Below are 15676 nucleotides of genomic sequence, written 5' to 3'. Positions count from 1 at the left end.
ATCAGCGCCGGCGGTGGCGCAGCAGCCGCAGGCCGTTGAACACCACGAGCAGGCTGCCGCCCATGTCGGCGAACACCGCCATCCACAGCGTGGCCTCACCCACCACCGCGAGGCTCAGGAACACCACCTTGATGCCCAGGGCGAGGGTGATGTTCTGCCACAGCACGGCCTTGGTGGCGCGGGACAGGTCGATGAACTCGGCGAGCTTGCGCGGGTCGTCGTCCATCAGGGCCACGTCGGCCGTCTCGATCGCGGTGTCGGTCCCCGCGGCGCCCATGGCAAAGCCGATGTGGGCCTGGGCGAGCGCCGGTGCGTCGTTGATGCCGTCGCCCACCATGCCCACCACCGTGTCGCCGGCCGAGAGTTCCTGAATCGCCTTGAGCTTGTCTTGCGGCAGCAGCTCGCTGCGCACGTCCTCGATGCCGACCTGCCGCGCGATCGCCTCGGCCGTGTGCCGGTTGTCGCCGGTCAACATCACCGGGCGAACGCCCAGTTGCTTCAGCTGCGCGACGGCCTCCACGCTTTCCGGGCGCACCTGGTCGGCGATCGCGAAGATGGCGATGGGCACCTTGCCGCGCACCAGCACCACCGCCGTCTTGCCCTGCGCCTCCAGCGCGTCCAGCTTCGCCTCCAGCTCGGGCGAACACGCTGCCGATTCTTCGACCAGGCGGTGGTTGCCCAGGCGGTAGCGCTCGTTCGCGATGCTGCCTTCGATGCCGCGTCCCTGCAGCGCCTGGAAACCGGTGACCTCCCGCAGGGTGCCGGTGCCGCGCGCGGCAATCGCCTTGGACACCGGGTGGTCGCTGCGCCCGGACAGCGACACCGCCAGCGCCAGCACCTCGTCTTCGCTGCCCTGCAGCGCCTGCACGTCGATCACCACCGGTCGGCCCTGCGTCAGCGTGCCGGTCTTGTCCAGGGCCAGCACCTTCAGCCGGTGGCCTTGCTCCAGGTACAGGCCGCCCTTGACCAGGATGCCGCGCCGGGCGGCGGCGGTCAGCCCGGACACGACGGAGATCGGCGTGGACAGCACCAGCGCGCAGGGGCAGGCGATGACCAGCAGCACCAGCGCCCGGTAGACCCAGGTGAGCCAGTCCGCGCCCGTCAGCAGCGGCGGTAGCACCGCGATGGCGATCGCCACCGCGAACACGGCCGGCGTGTAATAGCGCGCGAAGGTGTCCACGAAACGCTGGGTCGGCGCGCGGCTGGCCTGGGCCTCCTGCACCGCGCGGATGATGCGGGCCAACGTCGAGTCGTCGGCCTTGGCCGTCACCTGGTAGAGCAACTCGCCGTTCTGGTTGATGGTGCCGGCGAACAGCTTGTCGCCGGCCTGCTTGTCCACCGGCACGCTCTCGCCCGTGATGGCGGCCTGGTCCACCGCCGAGGAGCCGGAGGTGACGGTGCCGTCGAGCGCGATGCGTTCCCCCGGGCGCACGCGAACGGTCGCCCCCAGCGCCACCGTGGCCGCCGGCACCTCCTGCCAGGCCGAGCCCTGCTGCACCGTGCGCAGTCTCGGGCGCCATCGCCATCAGGCCTTCGATGGCGCGGCGCGCGCGGTCCAGCGATTTCTCTTCGATCATTTCCGCGATGGCGAACAGCACCATGACCATCGCCGCTTCGGGCCACTGGCCCAGGATGGCGGCGCCCGTGACCGCCACCGTCATCAGGGCGTTGATGTTCAGGTTGAAGCGGCGCAGGGCGACGAGGCCCTTGCGGTAGGTGTCCAGACCAGCCAGGGCAATGGCGCCCAGCGCGAAGGCTACCGCCCCGAACGAGGCATCGCCATAGGCCAGCGCCACCACCTCCGCCGCCAGCGCCAGCACGCCACCCACGGCGAGCTTCCAGGGCGAGGTGTCGTTGGCGTGCGTGTGGCCAGGCCCTTCCTCGTGGTCATGGCCGTCCTTGTGGTCGTGTTCATGGTCGTGGTCATGCGCCGCATGGCTGGTGGGCGCGGGGGGCGCCGCATCCACCGTGCGGATGCCGATCGACGCCAGGCCCTTGCCCTGGGGCGCCGCTCGGCCCGGGCGCACCTCGAAGCCCGAGCGGGCTGCCGCCGCCAGCAGCTCGGGCTCGGGAATCGCGTTGTGCTGGATGCGCACCGATCGGCGGATGAAGTCGGGCGCCACGTCGTGCACGCCGTCCACGCGCCGCAGTTCCTTTTCCACCAGGTTGAACTCGGCCGCGCAACACATGCTGGGCACGTGCAGCACGGTGGATTCGGCGGGGCTCGGTGTCAGGGTTTTGTCGCTCATGGGCTGATTTGAAACCCTGGAGCCGCTTGAGGGTCAAGCCTGCCCTTGTCGGCTGGCTCCTACAGCGGGCGGCGGGTTGTGCCGACAGGCCGGGCTGGCCGCCGCTGGGATCATGCGTTCAAGCCAACAACGCATCGAGGAGACTTCCATGAACCGCAACGCCGCCTACCTGCCCGGCAACCGTGACGACTCCTGGTTCGGTTTCTTCTCCAACGCGCTGATCTGGCTGCTGTTTGCGGCCGCCGGCTTGTTGCTCATGTGGTTTGTCTCGGTGTTGAACGACGTCACGCAGCGTGGCGAACAGCGCCGCCTGCAACAGCGCACCACAGGCTCGCTGATCCTGGCCGACGAGGCCGAGCGTCGGAGCCGGCCCGTGGCCGCCGTGCTGACGGCAAGCACCGAGGCCTCCACCCTGCGCTGAAACCTCGCCGTCCAAAAAACAAGGGCCGACATGCGGGCCCTTGTTTCGTCACACCGCGCTGCGGTGCCTCTCGATGCAGGTCTTCAAGACCTCGTCGTGATCGCGCTTCCACCAGTTGCCGGTGGAGAAGATCTCCACCTCGCTGAAGCCGGCGAAGCCCTGCGCTTCCACCCAGCCCCGGATGCGCGGGATGTCGATCACGCCGTCGCCCATCATGCCCCGGTCGTTGAGCAGGTCGGTGGTGGGCGTGAGCCAGTCGCACACGTGGAAAGCCAGCAGGCGGTTCTTGCCCGCGCGTTCGATCTGCGCCTGCAGCTTGGGGTCCCACCACACGTGGTACACGTCCACCGCCACGCCGATCGCGCCGGTCTGGCCCGGGTCGAGCGCGTCGCACACGTCCAGCGCCTGCTCCATGGTGTTGATGCAGGCGCGGTCGGCCGCGTACATGGGGTGCAGGGGCTCGATGGCCAGCGGCATGCCGTTGGCCTTGGCGTACTCGAGCAGCTCGGCAATGCCTTCGCTCACCTGTTGGCGCGAGCGGCCGATGTCCTTGTGCGCGGCTTGACCAGCCAGCGCGCCGGGCAAGGCGCCGACCACCAGCACCAGGCAAGGTGCGTTCAGTTCACAGGCCTCGTCCACCGCGCGGCGGTTGTCGTCGCGCGCAGCCTGCAGCCCGGCGGCGTCCACCGCCGGGAACATGCCGCCCCGGCAGTAGCCCGAGAGCTTCAGGCCGAGCGACTTCACCTGGGCCGAGATGGTTTTCAGCCCGACGGCGGCGACCTGGTCCCGCCACGGTGAGATGGCCGGGATGCCGTGGCGCGCGCAGGCGTCCAGGATCTGATCGAGCGGCAGGTCCTGCCCCCGGCTCTTGCGCACCGTGGCGGTGTTGAGCGAGAGCCAGCGGTGGTCATGGGAGAAGTCGCGCATCGATCAGGCCTCCACGCCATGCAGGGCCAGCAGCGTGCCCATGCGGCGCACGGCCAGCTCGGGCTGCTCCAGCAGGTTGGCCGCATCGGCCAGGCGGAACAGCTCGGCGAAGTGCTGCAGCGAGCGCGTGCTCTGCTGGCCACCGACCATGGTGAAGTGCGACTGGTGGCCGTTGAGCCAGGCCATGAAGACCACACCGGTCTTGTAGAAGCGCGTGGGCGCGGCGAAGATGTGGCGCGACAGCGGCACCGTGGGGCCGAGGATGTCGTGGAACTTCTGCAGGTTGCCTTGCGCGAGTTCGCCCAGCGCGGCGCTGGCGGCGGGGGCGATGGCGTCGAAGATGCCCAGCAGCGCGTCGCTCTGGCCGTGCGTCTTCTCGGCGCCGAAGCCGTCACCGGCGATGAGCTCGGCGTAGTTGAAGTCGTCGCCGGTGTACATGCGCACGCCCGGGGGCAGGCGGCGGCGCATCGCGACTTCCTTGTCCTTGTCGAGCAGGGAGATCTTGATGCCGTCCACCTTGTCCGGGTGCGCGGCGATCACGGCCAGCGCGGTGTCCATGGCCTTGTCGGGGTCGTTGTCGCCCCAGTAGCCCTTGAGCGCGGGGTCGAACATGTCGCCCAGCCAGTGCAGCACCACGGGCTGCTTGGCCTGGCTCAGGATGCGGTCGTACACGCGCTCGTAGTCGGCCGGGCTTTTGGCGACGCGCGCCAGGGCGCGGCTGGCCATCACGATCAGCTTGCCGCCGAGCTTCTCGATGGCGGCCATCTGCTCTTCGTAGCCGGCGATGACTTCATCGACCGTCTTCACGTTCTCCAGCACGAGGTGGTCGGTGCCGCAGCCCGAGGCCACCAGCGCGCCGGGCACGTCCTTGGCGGCGTCGAGCGAGCGGCGGATCAGCTCCAGCGAGGTGGGCCAGTCCAGGCCCATGCCGCGCTGCGCGGTGTCCATGGCCTCGGCCACGCCCAGGCCGAGCGACCAGAGACGCTGGCGGTAGGCGATGGTCGCGTCCCAGTCCACCGCGCACTGCAGCCAGGGATCGATGGCGGCGAGCGGGTCGGCCACCACGTGGGCGGCGGAGTAGGCGATGCGGTTGAACTTCACGCCCGGCGCGGGCTTCACCGGGGTGGTGCCGCGCAGGGTGTAGGCCTCGACCTTGCCCGAGGCGTCGGGCAGTTGCAGAGAGAGTGCCATGGCCTCAGACCTTCAACGCGGGGACATCCACCCAGCGGCGCTGTTCCCAGCTGTCCAGCGCGGCTTCCACCAGCTGCACGCCCTTGGCGCCTTCGGGCAGCGTCCACTTGTAGGGCTCGTTCTCCACCACGTGGCGGATGAAGTGTTCCCACTGGATCTTGAAGCCGTTGTCGTACACCTGCGTGTCCGGCACGTCCTGCCATTGCTCGGAGAAGTTCATGGTCTGCTTCACATCCGGGTTCCACACCGGGCGCGGCGTGTTCACGCGGCTTTGCGCCTTGCAGCCGGTCAGCGTGGCGACGGCGGAGCCGTGCGTGCCGTCGACGTGGAAGGTCACGAGGTCGTCGCGGTTCACGCGGGTGGCCCAGCTCATGTTGAGCTGCGCGATCACGTTTTCGCCGTTGTGGCCGGTGAGTTCGGCGGTGGCGTAGGCCGCGTCGTCGGCGGTGCACTCGTAGGGTTTGCCGGCTTCGTCCCAGCGCGTGGGGATGTGCGTGGTGCCGATGCACGAGACCGATTTCACTTCACCGAACAGGTTGTCCAGCACGTAGCGCCAGTGGCACATCATGTCCAGGATCATGCCGCCGCCGTCTTCCTTGCGGTAGTTCCAGCTCGGGCGCTGGATGGGCTGCAGGTCGCCTTCGAACACCCAGTAGCCGAACTCCAGGCGCACGCTGAGCATGCGGCCGAAGAAGCCGGCGCGGCGCAGCATGTCGAGCTTGCGCAGCCCGGGCAGGAACAGCTTGTCCTGCACGGCGCCGTGCTTGAGGCCCGAGCTCTGCGCCAGGCGCGCGATCTCCACCGCCTCGTTGAGGTTGGTGGCGATCGGCTTCTCGCAGTACACGTGCTTGCCGGCGCGGATGGCCTTGGCCAGCAGGGTGGGGCGCATCTGCGTGGTACCGGCGTCGAAGAAGATGGTGTCGCTCTTGTTGGCCAGCGCGGCATCGAGGTCGGTGCCCCAGCGCGGGATGTTGTGGGCCTTGGCCAGCGCTTCCATCTTCTCGGCGTTGCGGCCGACCAGGATGGGGTCGGGCATGACCCGGTCGCCGTTGGAGAGCGTCACACCGCCTTGCGCGCGGATCGCGCAGATGGAGCGGATCAGATGCTGGTTCATGCCCATGCGTCCGGTCACGCCGTGCATGATGATCCCGAGTTGTTGAACGGCCATTGTCGAGTTCCTTCTCTTCGCTTTGAAAACCCCGGGGCCGGGGTCAGTTGGTCACTTGCAGGCCGGCGGCTTTCACCAGCACGGCGTTGCTCTTGATTTCTTCCTTGATGTAGGCATCGAACTGCTCGGGCTTGAGCGTCCAGGCATCGGCGCCCAGCTTGAGGAAACGTTCCTTCACTTCGGGCGTGCGCCAGGGCCTTGACGACTTCGTCGTGCAAGCGGTTGACGACGTCGCGCGGCGTCTTGGCCGGGGCCATCATCCCGATCCAGAAGTTGAATTCGGAGCCGGGCACGCCGGCTTCGGCGGTGGTGGGCACATCGGGCAGGGCGCTGGCGCGGCGCGGCGAGCCCACGGCCAGGGCCAGCAGCTGGCCTTCCTTGATCTGGCCGATCACCGGGGCGATGGGCGAGAAGTAGTAGTCCACGCGGCCGGCGAGCACTTCGGTGACGGCCTCGGCGGAGCCCTTGAAGGGGATGTTCACCGCATCGATCTGCGCGGCCATCTTGAACTTCTCGGCGTTGAGGTGGGTGGCGCTGCCCTGGCCGGCGGAGGCGAAGTTCATCTTGCCGGGGTTGGCCTTGGCGTTGGCCACCAGCTGCGGCAGCGTCTTGAGGTTTCGGCTTGGCGCGATCACCAGCACGTTGGGGGTGGAGGAGATCGGGGTGACGCCAGCGAAATCGTTCACCGTGTCGAAGGACAGCTTGGCGAAGGTGGAGGGGCTCACCGTGTGCGAAGACGAGTGGATCATGATGGTGTAGCCATCGGGCGCGGCCGTGGCCACCGCCGCCTGGCCGATGGTGCCGCTGGCGCCGCCGCGGTTGTCCACCACGATGGGCTGGCCCATGCTCTGGCTCATCTTGTCCGTGATCGCGCGCGCAATGATGTCCGTGGTGCTGCCCGCGGCGAACGGCACGATCACGCGGATGGCCTTGTTCGGGTAGGCCTGCTGCGCGGCGGCGGGCAGGCTGGTGGCGAGAGCGAACGCGGCCAGGGCGGTGGCGTGAATCAGTTTCATGCTTGTCTCCAGTGAAAAAGGGCTGGTTGTCGGTTTAATTCACCAATCAGTGAATAGCGGAAATTATAGAAGCGGTCGCGAAAGATGCGCAAGCGAAGATTGTGGGCATCGCATTCAGGGTTTTCCCTTGGTTCTACGGGCGTCGGCGCGCCCGGCCGCGGCTCGGCCCCCACAGCCACGGCGGTCTGCGGTGAGCCGCAGACCGTTTTCAATTAACCATTCAGTGAAATTTCAGGCGATGGCCTGCAGGCTGCGCCATTGCGGCGTCGCCGCGGTCGCGAAGCCCGGCGCGTGCAGGGCGTGCAGGTCGAGCTGGCCCTGGCGCACCGCCAGGTGGGGGCGGCCCGCCGTGATTTCGTAGAAGCCGGGGTGGGCGCGGGCGAAGGCCAACGCTTCGTCGGCGGGCGCGGTGCCGAAGCCGTCCACGTAGTGGTGGCCGTTGCGCTCGATGTGGCGCACGCCCAGGCTGGCCGCGAGCAGGGTGTCCTGCTGCACCGCCAGGCCGGCCTGGCAGGTGAGGTCTTCGCCCGAGAGCAGCAGGCGCGGGTCCTGCGCGATGCGGTGCGCGTTGCGCAGCGAGCGGTAGATGCCCTTGCAGGCCTTGCTGGAGATGCCGTGGTAACCCAGCGCCAGGCCCTCGTCGAGCGCGGCCGCGTGGTCGTCGGACTCGTCCAGGATCACCGGCACGCCGATGCCCAGCGAGGCGATCGATTCGCGCAGCGCCACCGCGCGCGCCAGGGGCTGCTCCAGCAGCAGGGTGCGGCGCAGCAGATCGGCCAGCGCGGGCGTGGTGCGCAGCGCCTGCCAGAACTTGCCCAGGCTGGTGGCGTCGGTGAAGGTTTCGTTGCCGTCGAGCGTGACGCGGTAGTCCCCGCCCACGCGCTGCAGCACCTCGGCGATGCGGGTGAGGCGCTCCACGTCGGCGCCGATCTGGCCGCAGAGCTTGAGTTTGAAGTGGTGCAGGCCGTGGCGCCGGATCGCCGCCTCCAGCGTGGCGGGCAGGCCGTCCTGCGGGTCGGCGCCTTCGTCGCCCTCCACCAGCCGATCGGCCAGGCCCACGGTGTGGCGCAGCACCACGTGCGTGGGGCGCACCAGGTCGAGCCGCGGGCCCCAGGGGTCGCCGAGCACGCCGGCGTGCACGCCATCGACCCACGAGCGGCCGGCCGCGCGCAGCGCCGCGTCGGCCACGGCCTTGTCGAGCAGGGCGGGGCCGAACTGCGCGGCCAGGCGCGGCAGCCGCCGCACCACCGAGGTGGCGATGGCCGCCTCACCCGCCTCGTGCGACAGCGCATGGGGGCTGAGCGCCTCGCGGGTCGCCTGCACGGCCTCGCGCGCGTTGCGCAGCGATTCGCGCAGCTGTTCGAAATTCTGTTCGTGGGTGAGCGTGGGCGATTTGTCGAACCACTTGGGCACCATCAGTTCGGCGCTCGCGCCTTCCACGCGCCGGCCATTCACCTCGGCGAGCACGCGCACGAAGGCCTGCGGGCATTGCGTGACGGTGGCGGCGCCGAAACGGAAGGGCAGGCGCAGCGTGACGTGGCGCTCGTACAGCTGCACCTCGTGCACGCGCAAGGTCACAGCGCTCATGACAGGGTCCTCCAGATCTCACGCACATGCTGTGCCGACGCTTGGGCGCAACCCAGGCCATCGGGCACGTATTCAAAGGGTTCCACCGCCACCCAGCCGGCGTAGCGCCCGTCTTTGAGCGCCTGCAGCACGGGGCGCTGGTCGGTCTCGCCCTGGCCGGGGCCGCGGCGGTTCCTGTCGTTCAGCTGCACGTGCGCGATGTGGCCGCTGGCGAGAAAGCGGCGCAGCACCTCGTGCACGGGCTCGGTTTCGTTGTGCGAGGCGGCGCTCACGTCGAGCATGGTGCGGATGGCGGGCGAGCCGATGCGGTCGACCATCGCGGCGGCCTGGGCCACGGTGTTGATCACCGGGGTTTCGAAGCGGCCCAGCGGTTCGATGCAATACACCACGCCCGCGTCCGCGGCGTGTGGCGCGAGTTCGGCCATGGCGGCCTCGAAGCGCGCGGCAGCGTCCGCCACGCTCTGGCCGGGGCCGGGCGAGCGCTGTTTGGGCGAGCCGTGCACGAGCGCGCGCGCGCCGCAGGCGGCGGTGAAGTCGATCAGGCGGCGCAGCAGGTCCAGCGTGCGGCGGTGCAAGGCTTTGTCGTCGCTCACCAGCGAAAGGCCGGCGGGCTTGACCAGCAGCCAGTGCAGGCTGGAGACGGCCAGGCCGTGGCTGTGCGCGGTGGACCGCACGCGGTGGGCGGCGGTACTGTCGAGCGCCTCGGGTTCGTCGGTCAGCGTGAAGGGCGCGATTTCCAGCGCGTCGTAGCCCATGCGCTCGGCGGCCTCGCACTGGGCCGCCAGCGGCAGGGGCTGCAGCACCTCGTTGCACAGGGCCAGTTTCATGCCGTTGCCTTGGGCCGGGCCTGGCGGCCGTACAGCGTCCACAGCTTCCAGGCGATGGTGGCGAAGATCATGGCGGCGACGGTGCCGGCGATGGGGCGCGTGAAGAAGGGCGAGAGGTCGCCGTCGGACAGGATCAGCGCGCGGCGCAGGTTCTTCTCCATCAGGTCGCCCAGCACGATGCCCAGCACCAGCGGCGCCATGGGGTAGCCGTAGTGGCGCAGGAAGAAACCGATCAGGCCGAAAGCCAGCATCACGTAGACGTCGAACAGGCGCCCGGCGATGGCGAAACTGCCCACGGTGCACAGCACGAAGACGATGGGCACGATCAGGTGCTGGGGCACGCGCAGCACCTGCACCAGCGCCTTGGTGAGCACCAGGCCGAAGATCAGGATGCCGATGGTGGCGAACAGCATCATGGTCACCACGTCGTACACGAACTCGGGGTTCTCCACCATGATCAGCGGCCCCGGCTTGACGCCGTGGATGATCATCGCGGCCATCAGCACGGCGGCCGGCGCCGAGCCGGGAATGGCCAGGGTGAGCACGGGGATCACCGCGCCGGGCACGCAGGCGTTGTCGCCGGTCTCGGCGGCCATCAGGCCTTCGATCGAGCCCTTGCCGAACTTCTCCTTTTCCTTGCTCGCGCGCTTGGCGGCGGCGTAGGACGACCAGGCCGCCACGTCCTCGCCCACGCCGGGCACGATGCCCACGCCGGTGCCGATCAGGCCCGAGCGCAGGATGGTGCGCCAGTACTGCAGCACGTCGCGCACCTTGGGGATCACGGTGTCGAAGGGGCTGATCTTCACGGGTGCCTGCCGTTCGCGCATGGCCGTCAGCAACTCGGCGAAGCCGAAGGCGCCGACCAGCGCGGGCACCAGCTGGATGCCGCCGGCGAGGTCGCGCAGGCCCCAGGCGAAGCGCTCGTAGCCGTACTGCGGCTCCTGGCCGACGGTGGCGATGAACAGGCCCGCGATGCCGGCGATCCAGCCCTTGAGCGGGTCGTCGCCGGTGAGCGTGCCGGCGATGATGACGCCGAAGAACGCCAGCCAGAAGAACTCGTAGGCGCCGAACTTCAGCGCCAGGCCGCCGAGCACGGGCGTGAGCGTTGCGCAAGAAGAACATGCCGATCAGCGTGCCCATGACCGAGCCAGTGGTGGCGATGCCCATGGCGCGGCCGGCCATGCCCTGGCGCGCGAGCGCGTAGCCATCGAGGCAGGACGCGGCCGAGGCCGGCGTGCCCGGGATGTTGAGCAGGATGGCCGAGCGCGAGCCGCCGTAGATGCAGCCCACGTAAGTGCAGATCAGGATCAGCAGCGCCTGGCTGGGCGGCAGCTTGAGCGTGAGCGTGGTCATCAGCGCCAGCGACATGGTGGCGGTGAGGCCGGGCAGGGCGCCCATGACCACACCGACCAGCGAGGCCAGCAGGGCGTAGGCAATCGTCTCGGGCCCGCTGAAGCGCGCGATCGACTGCCCGAACATGATCAGTCCGTCAAACATGGTGGGTCCCTAAGGCAGACGGACGAGGAAGACCTGCTCGAACACCAGGGTGACGACGGCCGAGGTGAGCACGCCGGCCAGCAGCGCCACCGTGGCGCGGCGCGTGGGGGTCGTGTCGGTGGGGGTGAACACGGCCACGAAGGCCGCGACGAACAGGGCCGTGACCAGCCAGAACGGTGCGCGCCCGATCAGCAGGCCGGCGTACACCAGCGTGAGCGCCATGGTGATGCCGATGCGCCGGTTGAGCAGCGGTTCGACCGGTGTCGCCGCGTCCGTGGCGGCCTCATGGGCCCGGCGCGTCCAGCCGCGCAGCATCAGCACGAGGCCGAGCAGGGCCACCACGCCGCCGATCATGCCGGGCACGAAGCCGGGCATGGTGTAGAGCTGTGCGCCCATGGACTCGAAGCGCTCCATGCGAATGGAGCCGATCACGATCACCAAACCGAACACCACCCAGCCCGCACCGCCCCAGAGGTCGGAGCGGGCGGTTTTTCCACCCTCGCTCATGTTGTGTTCCGTGTGGGGGATCAGGGCTTGGGTATGCCGACGGTGTCGGGCGACACCTTGGCCTTGCCGGCGGCCTGCTGCGTCCAGGCGTAGGACTGGATGGCCGGGAACACGGCCTTCTGCGCCTCTTCACCCGCCATCGGCGCGAACATGGCGCCGCGCGCCTGCGCGTACTTGCGCAGGGCTTCGCTCTTGACCATCTCGGTGGCCCAGATCTTGTCCAGCGTCTGAGCCACCACCGGCGGCGCGGCCTTGGGCACGAAGATGCCGAAGTAGTTGATCGGGTCCTTGAAGCCCGGGATGAATTGCGACAGCGGCGGGATGGTGCCGAAGCCCTCGATCTCGATCGACTTGTCGCCCACCACCGCCAGCGGGCGGATCTTCTTGGCGCGGATCATGTCGGTCTGCTCGGCCGCGAGCTGCGTGGTCACTTCGGTTTCGCCCGAGGCGGCGGCCACGGCGGCCGGTGCGCCCCCGTCGTAGGTGACGTGCTTGTAGGTGACGCCGGCGGCGCGCGCGATGGCTTCGATGGCCGAGTGGCCGCTGGAGTTCACGCCCGCCGTGGCGACCGAGACCGCACCGGGCTTGGCCTTCATGGCGGCCAGCAGCTCGGTCATGGTCTTGTAGGGCGCATCGGCGTTGACGCCGACCACCGCGATGTGCGCCACGTTGAGGTACAGGTTCCAGTCGGTGGCGGAGGTGTCGAGCATGCCCAGCACCTTGTAGGTGCCCAGGTCCTTGGCGCCGCCGGCCGTCCAGGTGTAGCCGTCGGCCGGCGCGGCCATGGCGTTCTTGGTGCCCACCGAACCCGAGGCGCCGGGCTGGTTCATGACCACGATCTTCTGGCCCAGGTGTTTTTCCAGCTCGGCGGCGGTGACGCGCGTGACCTGGTCGGTGGAGCCACCGGGCGCCCAGGGCACGATCAGGGTGATCGGTCGGTCGGGTTTCCACTGGGCCATGGCGCTGGCCGAGACAACGGCCAGCAGGGAGGTGATCAACAGGTGGCGAAGGGGCAGGGCGGTCTTCATCGTTGTCTCCAGGGGTTTAATTCACCGAGCAGTTAATACTAGAAACCGCCCCCTGCGACGTCAAGCCGCCAGCCGCCTCAGCTCATCAGGACATACCCTAGGATCACGTCGCACATGTGGGAGAGCCGCTCGCTGTGCGCCTTGGGCGTCATGAGGTCTCGCCCGAAGATCGCCGAGAGCGTGTGGTTGTTCGAGAGGTAGAAGTAGGACAGGCCGGCGATCGACACGTAGAGCTGCAGCGGATCGACACCGCCGCGGAAGGTGCCGTCGGCGCGGCCGCGCTCGATGACTTCGGTGAGCGTGGCGATCAGCGGCGAGTTGAGCTGGCGCGCTCGCTCGGACTGCGCGAGGTGCCGCGCGCGGTGCAGGTTGGCGCTGTTGAGCAGCGTGAGGAACTCGGGGTGCTCCAGGTAATAGTTCCAGGTGAACTCCACCAGCCGGCGCAGCGCGGTCTCGGGCTTGAGGTGCAGCAGGTTGAGCTGGCGTTCCTCTTCGCGGATGTCGCGGTAGGCCTGCTCCAGCACGGCCTGGAACAGGCGCTCCTTGTCCTCGAAGTAGTAGTAGATCAGGCGCTTGTTGAGGCCGGCGCGCTCGGCGATGCGGTCCATGCGCGCACCGCCCAGCCCGTGCTCGGAGAACTCGTCTCGCGCCGCGTTCAGAATGGTATTCTGCGATCGGTCCGCGTCTCTCAGACGCTCTTCCGCGACCGGTGTGGGTGGGATGCTCATGCCCAGATAATTCTCTAATTGGTTAATAAAGTCAAATGACCCGGATTGCTGGCCATCTGCTCGTGGAATGCCTCATTGTCCAGGGTGTGACCCATGCCTTCGGTGTGCCGGGCGAAAGTTATCTCGCGGTGCTCGATGGTTTTCACGCCCACGCCGATCGCATCCGCTTCATCACCAACCGGCAGGAAGGCGGCGCGGCCTTCATGGCCGAGGCCCACGGCAAGCTCAGCGGTCGGCCCGGCGTGTGTTTCGTGACGCGCGGGCCCGGCGCCACCAACGCCTCCATCGGCTTGCACACCGCGTTCCAGGATTCCACGCCCATGGTGCTGTTCGTGGGCGACGTGGCGAGCGAGGCGCGCGACCGCGAGGCCTTTCAGGAGGTGGACTACGCGGCCTTCTTCGGCCCGTCCACCAAGGGCATGGCCAAGCGGGTGGAGCGCATCGACGATCCGCGCCGCATCCCCGAGTACGTGGCGCGCGCCTTCGCCACCGCCATGAACGGCCGTCCCGGCCCGGTGGTGCTGGTGCTGCCCGAGGACATGCTCACGCAGGCGGTGGACGCCGAACCGCTGCCGCGCGTGGAGCCGGTGCAGGCCTGGAGCGACCCGGGCGCGCTGCGCGAGTTGCGCACGCTGCTGCTGGCGAGCGAACGGCCGCTGGTGATCGCCGGCGGCGGCGGCTGGACGCCGCAGTCCGCCGCCGCGCTGCAGCGTTTCGCCGAGAACTGGCAGCTGCCGGTGGCGCAACGCCTTCCGCTTCCAGGACACCTTCGACAACCACCACGCGCTGTACGCGGGCGACGTGGGGCTGGGCATCAACCCCGCGCTGGCGCGCCGCGTGCGCGAGAGCGACCTGCTGATCGCCCTGGGTCCGCGCTTGGGCGAGGCCACCACCGGCGGCTACACGCTGGTCGAAGCGCCGGTGCCGGCGCAGAAGCTGGTGCACATCCACGCCAGCGCCGAGGAGCTGGGCCGGGTGTACCAGCCCACGCTCGCCATCCACGCCACCATGAACGCCGCCGCGCGCAGCCTGGAGGTGCTCACCGCGCCGCCCTGCGTGCCCTGGAGCGCCTGGGCGCAGGCCTGCCATGCCGACTACCTCGCCAACATCGACGTGGCCAACGGCGGCATCACGCTGCCCGGCACCATCGACATGCCGGCGATCATCCACACCCTGCAGCGGCACCTGCCGGCCGAAGCCGTGCTCACCAACGGCGCGGGCAACTTCGCGAGCTGGCTGCACCGCTTCTTCCGCCACCACGGCCTGGCCAAGGGCCACAAGACGCAGCTGGCGCCCACCAATGGCGCCATGGGTTATGGCGTGCCGGCCGGCATCGGCGCGGCCATCGTCAGCGGGCGCACCGCGTTCACCATCGCGGGCGACGGCGACTTCCTCATGAACGGGCAGGAGCTGGCCACCGCCACGCAGCATGGCGCCAAGAGCATCGTGCTGCTGCTCAACAACGGCAGCTTCGGGACCATCCGCATGCATCAGGAGCGCGAGTACCCGGCGCACGTGAGCGGATCCGGCCTGGCGAACCCCGATTTCTGCGCGCTCGCCCGGGCCTATGGCTACGCGGCCGAGCGCATCACCCACACCGCCGAGTTCGAGCCCGCGCTGCAGCGCGCCCTGGCCGCGCCGGTGGGCACGGTGATCGAGGTGCTGCTGGACGTGGATGTGATCACCACGCGCGGCACGCTCGGCGCGATCCGCCAGGCCGCCCAGCGCACGGCCATGTGAATACGTCACAAAGTCCGGGGCAGCTTCACACACCCCGTCGGTAGCGCCCCTGCCTAGACTGGCCCATCCATCAACGGGGGTTGGTCATGTGGCAAGCAACGGACACGGTTTGGAATGGCGGCGCGGATGTCGCCGGCGGCATGGGCCTGCGTTCGGGCCTGGGCGCGCAGCACCTCATGCGGGTGTTCGACGAGATCGACTACGGCATGCTGATCATCGATGCGCAAGGGCACATCCTGCACGCCAACCACCTGGCGCGGCACGAGCTGGCCAATGGGCGGGTCATCATGTCGTACGGCAACAGCCTGCTGGGCAGCAGCGCCGAATTCACCTCGCAGATCCAGCTGGCCGTGGAGTCCTCGTTCCGCGGTCAGCGCAAGCTGCTCATGCTGGTCTCGGGCGAGAAAGAGCTTTCGCTGGCGTTCACGCCGCTGAGCCACCCACTGGAGGCCGACGCGCCCTCGGTGCTGGTGCTGCTGTCGCGCCAGAACACCTGCGACAACCTTGCGGTGCGCATGTTCGCCCGCTCGCTCAACCTGAGCCCGAGCGAGGAGTCGGTGCTCATGGGCCTGTGCCGGGGCCTGCAGATCACCGAGATCGCCACGCAGCACGGCGTGGCCGAGTCCACCGTGCGCAGCCAGATCAAGACGCTGCGCGAGAAAGCCGGCGCCCCCAGCATCCGCCGCCTGCTGCACCGGGTCAACAGCCTGCCGCCGGTGGTCCCTGCCTTGCGCATCATCACGCCCATGCCTCACAATGCCACGGAGTTTTCCCACCCGTGACGTGAGCC

At 68.9% G+C, this 15676-nt stretch carries 13 protein-coding genes and 3 pseudogenes; 4 read left to right on the top strand and 12 right to left on the bottom strand.

The features are described from left to right. Position 1: 1 nt before the first annotated feature. Positions 2 to 1498, bottom strand: a complete 1497-nt coding sequence (locus ACFJI0_RS13420; protein WP_382320374.1) for a heavy metal translocating P-type ATPase — start codon at positions 1496 to 1498, stop codon at positions 2 to 4. Between ACFJI0_RS13420 and ACFJI0_RS13415 the strand changes: the two genes are divergently transcribed. After that, complete coding sequence (locus ACFJI0_RS13415) at positions 1458 to 2261, top strand: hypothetical protein (protein ID WP_382320371.1); 804 nt, start codon at positions 1458 to 1460, stop codon at positions 2259 to 2261. The two genes, ACFJI0_RS13420 and ACFJI0_RS13415, sit on opposite strands and share 41 nt — an antisense overlap. Positions 2262 to 2397: 136 nt before the next feature. Beyond that, a complete protein-coding gene (locus tag ACFJI0_RS13410) occupies positions 2398 to 2670 on the top strand; it encodes a hypothetical protein (RefSeq protein ID WP_382320369.1) in 273 nt (90 codons plus the stop codon). Positions 2671 to 2718: 48 nt separating this feature from the next. On the opposite strand, the gene ACFJI0_RS13405 is transcribed toward ACFJI0_RS13410, so the two are convergent. The 11 genes and pseudogenes from ACFJI0_RS13405 to ACFJI0_RS13355 all read right to left on the bottom strand — a co-directional run bounded on the left by ACFJI0_RS13405 (position 2719) and on the right by ACFJI0_RS13355 (position 13146). Next, positions 2719 to 3597 carry a sugar phosphate isomerase/epimerase family protein gene (locus tag ACFJI0_RS13405; RefSeq protein ID WP_382320367.1) on the bottom strand — a complete coding sequence of 293 codons (879 nt, stop codon included), beginning with the start codon at positions 3595 to 3597 and terminating at the stop codon, positions 2719 to 2721. Positions 3598 to 3600: 3 nt separating this feature from the next. Next, positions 3601 to 4788 carry a dihydrodipicolinate synthase family protein gene (locus ACFJI0_RS13400; RefSeq protein ID WP_382320365.1) on the bottom strand — a complete coding sequence of 396 codons (1188 nt, stop codon included), beginning with the start codon at positions 4786 to 4788 and terminating at the stop codon, positions 3601 to 3603. Positions 4789 to 4792: 4 nt separating this feature from the next. Continuing rightward, complete coding sequence (locus ACFJI0_RS13395; RefSeq protein WP_382320363.1) at positions 4793 to 5956, bottom strand: Gfo/Idh/MocA family protein; 1164 nt, start codon at positions 5954 to 5956, stop codon at positions 4793 to 4795. Between the two features lie 43 nt (positions 5957 to 5999). After that, a pseudogene (locus ACFJI0_RS13390) lies at positions 6000 to 6972 on the bottom strand (tripartite tricarboxylate transporter substrate binding protein). 231 nt (positions 6973 to 7203) lie between these two features. Next, positions 7204 to 8559 carry an enolase C-terminal domain-like protein gene (locus tag ACFJI0_RS13385; protein WP_382320361.1) on the bottom strand — a complete coding sequence of 452 codons (1356 nt, stop codon included), beginning with the start codon at positions 8557 to 8559 and terminating at the stop codon, positions 7204 to 7206. Continuing rightward, complete coding sequence (locus ACFJI0_RS13380; RefSeq protein WP_382325640.1) at positions 8556 to 9386, bottom strand: sugar phosphate isomerase/epimerase family protein; 831 nt, start codon at positions 9384 to 9386, stop codon at positions 8556 to 8558. Before ACFJI0_RS13380 ends, ACFJI0_RS13385 begins: the two co-directional genes overlap by 4 nt. Next, positions 9383 to 10480: a tripartite tricarboxylate transporter permease gene (locus ACFJI0_RS13375; RefSeq protein WP_382320359.1), complete on the bottom strand. Its 1098-nt coding sequence runs from the start codon at positions 10478 to 10480 to the stop codon at positions 9383 to 9385. Before ACFJI0_RS13375 ends, ACFJI0_RS13380 begins: the two co-directional genes overlap by 4 nt. A 76-nt stretch (positions 10481 to 10556) precedes the next feature. After that, positions 10557 to 10784: pseudogene (locus ACFJI0_RS13370) on the bottom strand (tripartite tricarboxylate transporter permease); the annotation flags it as partial. Between the two features lie 108 nt (positions 10785 to 10892). Beyond that, on the bottom strand, positions 10893 to 11390 hold the full coding sequence (locus ACFJI0_RS13365) for a tripartite tricarboxylate transporter TctB family protein (protein WP_382320357.1): 498 nt from the start codon (positions 11388 to 11390) through the stop codon (positions 10893 to 10895). Between the two features lie 20 nt (positions 11391 to 11410). Then, entirely contained in the window at positions 11411 to 12418 is a 1008-nt protein-coding gene (locus tag ACFJI0_RS13360) for a Bug family tripartite tricarboxylate transporter substrate binding protein (RefSeq protein WP_382320354.1), read from the bottom strand. Between the two features lie 77 nt (positions 12419 to 12495). After that, positions 12496 to 13146: a TetR/AcrR family transcriptional regulator gene (locus ACFJI0_RS13355; RefSeq protein ID WP_382157020.1), complete on the bottom strand. Its 651-nt coding sequence runs from the start codon at positions 13144 to 13146 to the stop codon at positions 12496 to 12498. A gap of 35 nt (positions 13147 to 13181) precedes the next feature. Here ACFJI0_RS13355 and ACFJI0_RS13350 point away from each other — a divergent pair. Both ACFJI0_RS13350 and ACFJI0_RS13345 read left to right on the top strand, forming a co-directional pair. After that, a pseudogene (locus tag ACFJI0_RS13350) lies at positions 13182 to 14886 on the top strand (thiamine pyrophosphate-binding protein). A 140-nt stretch (positions 14887 to 15026) separates the two neighbouring features. After that, a complete protein-coding gene (locus ACFJI0_RS13345) occupies positions 15027 to 15668 on the top strand; it encodes a helix-turn-helix transcriptional regulator (protein WP_382325478.1) in 642 nt (213 codons plus the stop codon). The last annotated feature ends 8 nt before the right edge of the window (positions 15669 to 15676 follow it).

Source organism: Hydrogenophaga sp. UC242_53 (assembly GCF_042696965.1).
In the GTDB taxonomy this organism is placed as follows: Bacteria; Pseudomonadota; Gammaproteobacteria; order Burkholderiales; family Burkholderiaceae_C; genus Hydrogenophaga.
Note: the sequence above shows the minus strand (reverse complement) of the source record. Positions and strands in the feature narration are given on the sequence as shown.